The organism is Turicibacter sp. T129 (assembly GCF_025594975.1).
Taxonomy (GTDB): domain Bacteria; phylum Bacillota_I; class Bacilli_A; order MOL361; family Turicibacteraceae; genus Turicibacter; species Turicibacter bilis.
This window is the reverse complement of the sequence record NZ_JAMQUU010000079.1, coordinates 1-9989: the sequence shown is the minus strand read 5'-3', so window position 1 is coordinate 9989 and position 9989 is coordinate 1. Positions and strand designations below refer to the sequence as shown.

At 30.2% G+C, this 9989-nt stretch carries 10 protein-coding genes; all 10 read left to right on the top strand.

The annotated features are described in order from the left end of the window. Positions 1-217, top strand: a 217-nt coding sequence (locus NEH75_RS12045; RefSeq protein WP_262948928.1) for a hypothetical protein, incomplete at its 5' end; no start/stop codon positions are given. Between the two features lie 163 nt (positions 218-380). After that, positions 381-1913 carry a hypothetical protein gene (locus NEH75_RS12040; protein ID WP_055305458.1) on the top strand — a complete coding sequence of 511 codons (1533 nt, stop codon included), beginning with the start codon at positions 381-383 and terminating at the stop codon, positions 1911-1913. 68 nt (positions 1914-1981) lie between these two features. Continuing rightward, complete coding sequence (locus NEH75_RS12035) at positions 1982-2989, top strand: glycosyltransferase family 2 protein (RefSeq protein ID WP_055305459.1); 1008 nt, start codon at positions 1982-1984, stop codon at positions 2987-2989. Between the two features lie 14 nt (positions 2990-3003). Continuing rightward, complete coding sequence (locus NEH75_RS12030; protein ID WP_055305460.1) at positions 3004-3966, top strand: glycosyltransferase family 2 protein; 963 nt, start codon at positions 3004-3006, stop codon at positions 3964-3966. A gap of 132 nt (positions 3967-4098) precedes the next feature. Continuing rightward, complete coding sequence (locus tag NEH75_RS12025) at positions 4099-5283, top strand: glycosyltransferase (protein WP_238580535.1); 1185 nt, start codon at positions 4099-4101, stop codon at positions 5281-5283. After that, entirely contained in the window at positions 5277-6860 is a 1584-nt protein-coding gene (locus NEH75_RS12020; protein WP_055305461.1) for an O-antigen ligase family protein, read from the top strand. Before NEH75_RS12025 ends, NEH75_RS12020 begins: the two co-directional genes overlap by 7 nt. Continuing rightward, the gene (locus NEH75_RS12015; protein ID WP_055274758.1) at positions 6860-7834 is read left to right on the top strand and encodes a glycosyltransferase family 2 protein; all 975 of its coding nucleotides are present in this window, start codon (positions 6860-6862) and stop codon (positions 7832-7834) included. Before NEH75_RS12020 ends, NEH75_RS12015 begins: the two co-directional genes overlap by 1 nt. A gap of 14 nt (positions 7835-7848) precedes the next feature. Then, complete coding sequence (gene pssD / locus NEH75_RS12010; RefSeq protein ID WP_055274759.1) at positions 7849-8313, top strand: PssD/Cps14F family polysaccharide biosynthesis glycosyltransferase; 465 nt, start codon at positions 7849-7851, stop codon at positions 8311-8313. Then, positions 8310-8780 (top strand): PssE/Cps14G family polysaccharide biosynthesis glycosyltransferase, encoded by a 471-nt coding sequence (gene pssE / locus NEH75_RS12005; RefSeq protein WP_055274760.1) that lies wholly within the window; start codon positions 8310-8312, stop codon positions 8778-8780. Before pssD ends, pssE begins: the two co-directional genes overlap by 4 nt. Before the next feature lie 11 nt (positions 8781-8791). Continuing rightward, entirely contained in the window at positions 8792-9646 is an 855-nt protein-coding gene (locus NEH75_RS12000) for a beta-1,6-N-acetylglucosaminyltransferase (protein ID WP_055274761.1), read from the top strand. Positions 9647-9989 lie beyond the last annotated feature (343 nt).

Below are 9989 nucleotides of genomic sequence, written 5' to 3'. Positions count from 1 at the left end.
ACCCCAAACTCCAATGGTACCAGAAACGCCAATGGTACCAGAAACACCAACAGTACCGGAAACGCCAATGGTACCAGAAACACCAACAGTACCGGAAACGCCAACGGAACCAGAAACGCCAACAGTACCGGAAACGCCAACAGTACCGGAAACGCCAACGGTACCAGAAACACCAACAGTACCGGAAACGCCATCTACCGGAGAAGGAACTAATTAATTAAAAAGTTAGTTTTTATAGTAAAATGATAAATATAAGAAAATCAAAGATCTTTGGAAGAGAAGAGTGTGTCATAGTCTTTCTATGACACACCTTTTCATAATGTTTAATAATTGATAAATTATAGTTTAGTAGGAAAGAATATAGAATTAGAGGTGATTTTATGCGTATGAAACATTCGCTACTTAATATGTTAGTAGCTACAATACCAAGTTTAATTTTGCCTATTGTTGGTTTTGTAAAGTTTAGTCTTTTTTCGGATATATATGGTGGTTCGATTAATGGATTGTACTCGACAATGATTCAAATTATGGGATTTTTAAATTTAGTGGAGGGTGGTTTTGGAATTGCGTTTCAACAGATTCTTTATCAACCGTTAGCTCAAAAAAATTATAAAAAAGTAACGGAATTATATAATGGAGCAATCTATTTATTTAGAAAAATGGGATTCATTATATTTGTTTTAGGATTAATTGTGGGATTAGTTCAACCATTCTTTGTAAGTCAAGAAGGAGGCGTCATCTCAACCTTCTCAATTTATAGTATTTATTTCTTATTATTAGCGCCAGTGGTTGTGTCTTATTTTTTAATGGGACCCAATATCGTTGTTCAGGCCGATCAACAATATTATAAGATCAACTTAGGAATTCAATTAATTACATTATTGCGTTCAATTTTAGTGATTGTGATTGCTATGATGGGATTCTCATTAGAAGTAGTATTAGTAGCTGATGGAATCTTGACCATTGTTTCATATGTTTATTCGCGTAATAAAGCATTAAAATTATATCCTTATTTAAAAGATAATAAAGAAGCACGTGATTTAAGCGCACTTGAAAATACAAAGCATGTTTTTGTACATAAGATTTCAGGTGTTGTTTTATCAAATACAGATCCTGTGTTATTAACCTATTTTATTTCTCCGTTAATGACCAATGTATATAATGCTTATAATATGATTTGTTCGAGCTTAATTAAGGTTTTATATGGAGTTATTCAAGCACCCGTTGATAGTTTTGGGAACTTATTTTCAAGTGATGAAAATCATAAGTATTCTACCTTCTTACAATATGCTAACTTTGCGTTCTTTTTAAGCTCTATTGTATCAAGTATTCTCTTTATTACAGCTAATGATTTTGTTCGTTTATGGATGAAGGATGAATTGTATGTTTTATCATATTTTGGAGTGTTCTTATTTACGATGAACACATATTATCTTGTTTCTAGAGAGCCTTTATTAGTCGTGCGTAATGTGAATGGCTTATTCAAAGAAACGAAAAAAATTGCTTTATTATCTGCGTTAACTAACTTAGGGATTTCATTATTATTAGTTAAACCATTAGGGATTGTTGGAATTTTATTAGGAACGTTCTTAACACATTTTATTATTGATTTCTTTATGTCAGTTCAATTAGTATATCCTAAAGTATTTGGTTTACCATCATGGAATTATTATAAATTTGTGCTACTTCGTACATTAATTATGTTTGGACTTACTTTTATCGGACTTTGGGGATGGAGACTGATTTTCCCAACGGGTGTTAGTCACTTAGTTATTTGGTTTATCGGTGCAGCTAGTTTAGGTCTCATTGTCTTAGCAGCTTATCTTATGATTTATTATTTATTATTTAGTGATTTTAGAGATTTTGTTCAGCGCTCAATGAAGTTGTTCAAACGTAAGAAAGGAAATCATTAAAAATACATTGTATCCTGTGAGGACTAGACTATTAGCTAGAGTCTAGGGATTTAAAGGAAGGTTAGAGAATGAATAAAATAAGTGTAGTTATTCCTGCTTATAATGTAGAAAAGTATATTGATAAGAGTTTTGAAAGTTTATTAAATCAAACTTTCAAAGAGTTTGAGGTTATTGCTATTAATGATGGTTCACAAGATTATACACTAGAGAAAATGAAAGCTTATGAAGCGCGTGATTCAAGAATTCGTGTCATTAATAAAGCAAACGAAGGAGTAGGAGCTACTCGAAATTTAGGTCTGACATTGGCGAGTAGTGATTATATTATTTTCATTGATCCAGATGATTGTTTACATCCAGATATGTTGAAGTCATTATATGAAAAAGCAGTTGAAACAAATGCAAATGTCATTGTTTGTGACTATTATGAATGTTATGAACAAAGCACAGACAAGACTTTAATGACCATTCCAGTTGAATCAACAGATTTGCTTGTCGTTGAGGAGCAAAAAGATTTAATATTTAAAATAACGCCCGCTCCTTGGAATAAACTCATTAAGACTTCTATTTTAAAGGAACATAAAATTGAGTTTCCATTAAATTATCGTAGTGAAGATCTCGTCTTTACCTTAAAATTATTAGCACAATGTAAAACGTTAGCCATTGTTCATCAACCGTTATATTATTATTTAGCGAATCGAATGAATAATGTGTCAAGTGCAAATGATGAACGTGTTTTACATACACTTAATGCGCTACAAGAAATTATAACTAGTTATGAAACATACAATCTTAAACAATTATTTGAAGAAGAATTAGAGATGCTAGTTATTAAGCAAATTCAGTATGAGTTGCATAAAGTTATCTATATTACTGATAAAGAACTGGCAATTCGTATTATAAATGAGTTTTATCAGTTTATTGAAAATAATTTTCCAACCTGGAGAAAAAATAAATATTATCAATCATTATATCAAGAAATGAATTTTATGAATAAATATCGTGTCTGGATTTATGAACAACCGTATCGTTTAAAAATTTATTATCAAATCCGACAGTTGAAACGAGTTCTTAAATAAGAAGGTGAGTTAAAATGGCAAAGATAAGCATTATTGTTCCTATCTATAATGTAGAGAAATACCTTAAGCGCTGCTTGTATTCATTAGTAAACCAAACATTTCAAGATCTTGAAATTATCTGTGTTAATGATGGGAGTCCTGATCAATCACAAAAGATTATTGATCAGTTTACACTAGATTACCCAGGAAAAGTAATCTCTGTTCAAAAAATAAATGGAGGATTAGCTGATGCAAGAAATTATGGTCTAAATTATGTCACAGGTGAATATGTTCTTTTTATTGATAGTGATGACTGGATTGAAAGAGACATGTGTGAAAAGATGTATCAGGTAGTTCATCAAGAAGGTGCAGATTTAGTCGTCTGCGATATTAAAAATGTTTATGAAGATGGGCGAAGTGTTTATATTTCATGCGGCGATTTTAAAGTTGGAAATGTTGAAACATTACCTTCGGTTTTGACCATCGATAATAGTGCATGTAATAAGTTATTTAAGAAAACATTATTTGATGATGTTAAATTCCCGGTAGGGATTTGGTATGAAGATTTAGGATGTATTCCTATTGTTCTATCTAAAGCTCAAAAAATTGTCAAAGTCAATGAAGCTTTTTATAATTATTTTCAAAGAGAAGGATCAATTATGAATACTTACTCTGAGAAGAGTTTAGATATTTATAAAGCCTTGAAGTTAATAGAAGATAATTTTAAAGGAAATTATCAGTCAGAGATTGAGTTTCTATATATTAAAAATTTAATGTTATATGGATGTTCTCGTAATTTAACAGTTGAAAATGGTGATCGTTATATTAATCATGCTGTAGACTTTATGAGAAACCACTTCTCATCATGGCTAAAAAATGAATATGTCAAAAATTTATCAGCTAAAGATCGTTTTATTTTATGGTTATATAGTAAGAAGCAATTCAACATGGTCCGACAATTATTATCTTTAAAAAAAACATTACGACGATTAAAATAATGAGTAATTTATTTTTATTAGTATAGGGTATATTATGAAGGGAATATAGGCGTTAAAAGTAAGAGTCTTCTAAGTTAAATGACTATTGAATAGTGAATTTAATATTATGTTGAAACGATTGGAAGTGAGATTGTGTCAAAGAAAATTTTATTTGTAACCGATGAGATGACGTTGGGGGGCGTTTCTCGGGTATTAAATAACTTATTGCAGGAATTAGTGAAGCAAACTAGTTATGAGATTGATTTACTTGTATTACACAAACATGGTGAAATGCTTAAAGATGTTCCATCTGGAGTTAATATTATTGAGGGATCAAAGTTTTTTAGAGTGATTGATTTACCATTAAGTCAAATTATTAAAAGTAAAAATATTTCATTATTAATTAATAAATTATATTTGTTATGTTTAATGAAGACAGGATGGATTGGACGAAAAATTAAATCTGAACGTAAAAAAATGAAACTTTCATCGTATGATGTTGAAATTGCATTTAAAGAGGGATTTTGTACGATTTTTGTTGCTAATGGTTCTAGTGGTAAAAAAGTAAATTGGGTTCATCTAGATTATAAGAAACAAAACTTCTCATCGAATCATATGCCACTAATGAAGAAGATGCTTGAGTTAATTGATGTAAATGTAGCTGTTTCTAAAGTGGCAGCACAATCTTATCAGGAAGTTTTTGATTTAAAAGAGGATGTTAAAGTCATTCATAATATTATTCAATCTGATTTAATAAAAGAGAAGTTTGCTCAATCTGTTAATTCAGATGATTTAAGACTCTTTAAAAATAAAGATTTAACATTTATTAGTGTAGGACGATTAGTCGAACAAAAAGGATATGATCGTTTAATAAAGATTCACCGTCGCCTGATTGATGAAGGATTTAAACATAATATTATGATTATCGGTAACGGTGAAGATGAGCAAACCTTAAAAAATGAAATAAAAAAGAATAACTGTCAAGAAACCTTTAAACTGATTGGATATCGAGAAAACCCATTTGCTTATTTTAAATTAGCAGATTGTTTTTTATTACCTTCTCGTTATGAAGGATTACCGACTGTTGTCTTTGAATCTTTAATTTGTCAAATACCTGTTATAGCAACAAAAGTGGCGGGTATTGAAGAACAGTTAAAGGATAGTAGCTATGGTTTAGTTGTAAACAATGATGAATCTGATTTTTATGAAGCGATGAAGACGATTATTATGCATCCTGAAAAATTAGAAAAGATGAAAGATAAATTAAAGGATTATCACTATCAAAATGAAACGATTATTACTCAAATCAGTAATTTAGTGGAGGGGGATTTATGCTAGATAAATTTAAAAAACTTAATAATCCAAAGTTTTATACGTTATTAATTTTTGTTTTTTTAATTATTCAACCTATCGTTGATTTAGACTATCTATTAAATGATTTTTTGAAACAATATCATTTAATTGTTCCATCAACATTTATCAGATTCTTAGGAATTCCATTATTAGCGATTATTGGATTTTTATTTTTTGATAAAAATAAAAGGAAATCTTTTTGGATGATAGTATTTTTAGGATTAATCTTAGGGGCTTATTCTATTTTGCACTTTATTGAAATCAGACAATTAAATTTAAATCTTCCTGAAACGTTTAGAACAGATATTAAAATCGAACTAAAATATATCTTAATCATGACATTACCATTTATTTTAATGTATTGTACATATCTGGCCCAATTTAGTAATGAAACATTTAATAAAATTATTGTAATTACCTCGGTAATTACATGTAGTGTCATCTTTATTACTGATCTATTTGCTATCTCATTTGGTAGTTATGGAGGAACAACCCAAGCTAATTTCTTTTCATGGTTTACGGGAGGATATGAACAGTTCCAAGACCCAAAGTTATTGATGTCTAAAGGATTATATCATGCAGCAAATGTTCTAGGGGCTTTGCTTTTTATGTTGCTTCCATTATTATATAAAGTGTTATATGAGATCAAAAGAAAATGGCCAATCTTCTTACTGATTTTACTTCATTCGTTATGTATGATGATGATTGGAACACGAGTTGCTACCTTTGGTGTCATTCTTATTGCTATAGCAGCACTTGGAACTTATATTGGATGTAGTGTCATTCGCTTAACAAAGTTTAATCTTAATTTTCTATTAAATTTGGGGATTATTATTTTCTTAGCCTTGGCAATCTATCCAAATACTCCAGCCATTAAGTATCAAGAGTTTAACACCCAGTTAATTAAAAATTTAAAAGAAGAAGAAGAAAAGAATGATAGTGTTAATCAGATGTCAACACAATTAGAGTTGCTACAACAGAAAATTGAGGATGACGATGGTAAGAAGGCTGTATTAATAGCGGTTTTAAGAGAAAATGCTCAGTTATTAACATTCCCATCCATTTATTACGATGAAATTTATCCGATAGAATTTGATCCTGAGTTTTGGAACTTTGTTGTTAATCAACCCTTTGAAAAACGTAGTGATGGGAGAAAGCTTCAAAAATTATTCTCAGAATATAAGTGGGATTTAATGGATACTAAAGAAAAAATGCTTGGTATGGGGTTTTCGACATTAAGTGAAGGTCAATTAATTATTGAGCAAGATGGATGGCGTCAAATCTATACGATGGGAATTATCGGAGCAATTATTTTTATTACTCCATATCTTGTCTTAGTCCTAGCCTCAACAATTAATGCGTTAAGAAAGTTTAAAACTATTGTTAATTTTAGTAACCTAATGCTATTATTATCAATTGGTGTCGGTTTAGGAGCTGCTTATTATAGCGGACACGTCTTAGATGAATTGTTTACGAACTTATATTTAGGATTTATCACAGTTACATTGTTCCTTAATACGACATTAAGTAAAAAGGATTATAGGAAAGTTAAGGTGAAATAATGCCAAAAGTTAGTGTCATTGTTCCAGTCTACAATGTAGAAAAATATTTAGATCGTTGTCTTGATTCATTAGTCAATCAAACTCTTCAAGAAATTGAGATTATTGTGATTAATGACTCAACACCTGATCAATCACAAATTATTATTGATAAATATATGAATCTTTACCCAAATAAGGTATTCAGTTATATCAAGCCAAATGGGGGGCTCTCTGATGCTAGAAATTATGGTATGAGTAAGATGAAGGGAGATTATTTTGGATTTGTAGACGGTGATGATTACGTTGAATATTCGATGTTTGAAAAATTATACGAACGGGCAACTCAGGAAGAGGCTGATGTTACAACGTGTGATTTTTATTGGACTTATCCGAATCGTTTACAAAGAGCAACTGATGGACCTTATACAAATGAGAGAGAGTTATTAACGAAGATGATGCCGACAGTTTGGAATAAGCTATATAAGAAAAGTTGGTTTGATTCATTAGATATCAAATTTCCAGTAGGCTTAAGATATGAGGATAGTTCCTTTTCCATTCGATTAGCTCCATTTATTAGAAAATTAGCTTATGTAAATGAACCACTTGTTTATTATGTTCAACGTCAAGATTCAATTACTTATACTCAAAACTCCAAAGTTGGTGATATGTTAACAGTCTTTAATGATATTTTTGAATTTTATCAAAAACATAATTTATACCATCAATATCAGAGTGAATTAGAGTATTTAACATTAAAATATTTTTTAGGAAGTTCTTTCTTACGAGCTGCACAAATTCAGGATAAGAATACTCGAAAGGCTATCCTAAAAGAAGGTTGGGACTTATTAAATAAGAGATTTCCAATGTGGAGAAAAAATCAATATTTATTATCTCAAAAGGATAAGAAGCATCTATATTATCGATACACCAATAAATTAATCTATAATGCATTAGCGAATGCAATTTATATCATGAAAGTTAAACTTAAGAAATAAGGTGATGATTAAACGTGAAAAAAGGAAAGGTTTTATTTTGCTCTAGTGCAGGAGGGCATTACACGGAATTATTACAGTTACGCCATCTTATTAAGAAGTATAATGGAGTTATTATTACTGAAAAAACGAAGATTTCAAAAGAGACAGAGTTTCCAACAGAGTATTTAATGTATTGCTCTAAAAATGATGGATGGATCTATATTTTTGAATATCTTTATGTATGGTTAGTTTCGTTCATTTATTTTATCAAGTATAATCCTAAGGTTATTATTTCTACAGGTGTTCATTCAACGATTCCGATGTGTGTTTATGGGCGTTTATTTGGTAGAAAAGTGATTTATATTGAAACAGTTGCAAATGTTCATACGCCATCAGTTAGTGGGAAATTAATGTATAAAATAGCTAATGAGTTTTATATTCAATGGGAGGAGCTATTAGAAGTTTACCCAAATGCTATTGTAGGAGGGTGTTTATTTTGATTCTCGTTCTATGTGGGACACAAAAACAAGATTTTACACGTCTTATGCGTCTTGTTGAACAGGTCGCAGATCGTGAGGAAGTCATTATTCAAGCGGGCCATAATCATTACGAAACTGATAAAATGAAATTATTTAGTTTTATTCCTAATGATGAAATGGAAAAATTATATCAACAAGCCAGTCTGATTGTGACTCATGCTGGAGCTGGTTCTATTCTTCAAGGTGTTAAAAATCATAAAAAAATTATTGCAGTACCTCGTTTAAAGAAATATCATGAACATGTCAATGATCATCAAATTGAGCTAGCGACTAAATTAGAACAATTAGGATGTATTTTGGCATATCAGGATGGAGAAGATTTTATCTCCTTATACGAGAAAGCTAAAACATTTAATCCGCTTCCTTTTAATCAAAAAGGAAATATTGAAGGCTTAATCGATCAGAGTTTAGAAAAATATTTAAAATAAGGTGAGATAAAATGAAGCAAGCTTTTTTAATTGTGGCACATAAAAATTTTGAACAAACAAAGCAATTAATTGAATTTATTGCAGATGAGGATCACCATGTCTATATTCATATTGATCAGAAGAATGACGGCCTATTTAATCAACTCAAACAATATTTCCAATCCTTCAACACTGTTTTTTTCTTAGAGCAACGAATGAGCATTAATTGGGGGGGGCTGTCTCAAGTATTAGTAACAATTCAATTATTAAAACAGGCGAGTAATAGAGGCTATGATTTTTATCATTTAATAAGTGGACAGGATTTATTTATTAAGACTAAGAAGGAAGTATCGTCATTTTTAAAAAAGAATAAAGGACGTCAATTTCTTGAAACTTTAGACATAGAAGAAAATCTATGGCGAATCAAAGGCTATTATTTATTTAGTGATAGTAAGTATAATCGAACACGACCGGTTTACATCATTAATAACTTCCTTTCAAAGTTTTATAGAAAATATCCTCTTCGCCCTAATTTTAAGGGATATAAATTATATAAAGGTGCTAACTGGTTTACACTGTCTGGAGATTGTGTTGAATATATATTAAATTATTTAAAAGAGCATCCTGAATATATCAGAGACTATAAGTATACGATTTGTGCAGACGAACATTTTTTCCAAACTTTGATTTTAAATTCTCCATTTAAAAATACGGTAGTTCATAATACACTACGTGAAATTCAGTGGAATGGTGGACCAAACCCTAAAACATACACACTTGAAGATTATCAATTAATCTGTGAGAGCGAAGCATTATTTGCACGTAAATTTGATTCAGAAGTAGATAATGAAATTATTAAAAAAGTATATCAGTATATAAAAGAATAATAAGAAAAAGCTATACGACGTTCTATCAACAGTTTCAGTTTTGGGGTTGAAAAAACAAAAATACATTGTTTTTTACTATATAAAATACAGTGTCATTATCATCTAAAAAAATAGTATTTTAAGCGTAAAAAAACAAAACATTTTTTCAATAGGTATTTGCAATCCCTTCGTGTTTAAACGGCTTCATGATAAACGAGTCGTTTAAATGCTTTAAATCACCAATATTTATGTCAAATAGAGACAACAAAAAGAGAAGTAGTCTAAGTTAAGACTACTTCTCTTTTTGTGCGCCCGGCATGGGTATTATCTAACGGGTTAAAGTCAGTGTCTCTTATACACATCT

Excerpts from the sequence above, each read along its gene's own strand:
- NEH75_RS12035 (WP_055305459.1), top strand. The coding sequence starts at position 1,982 with ATGAATAAAATAAGTGTAGTTATTCCTGCTTATAATGTAGAAAAGTAT.
- NEH75_RS12040 (WP_055305458.1), top strand. The coding sequence starts at position 381 with ATGCGTATGAAACATTCGCTACTTAATATGTTAGTAGCTACAATACCA.
- NEH75_RS12000 (WP_055274761.1), top strand. The coding sequence starts at position 8,792 with ATGAAGCAAGCTTTTTTAATTGTGGCACATAAAAATTTTGAACAAACA.
- NEH75_RS12030 (WP_055305460.1), top strand. The coding sequence starts at position 3,004 with ATGGCAAAGATAAGCATTATTGTTCCTATCTATAATGTAGAGAAATAC.
- NEH75_RS12020 (WP_055305461.1), top strand. The coding sequence starts at position 5,277 with ATGCTAGATAAATTTAAAAAACTTAATAATCCAAAGTTTTATACGTTA.
- NEH75_RS12015 (WP_055274758.1), top strand. The coding sequence starts at position 6,860 with ATGCCAAAAGTTAGTGTCATTGTTCCAGTCTACAATGTAGAAAAATAT.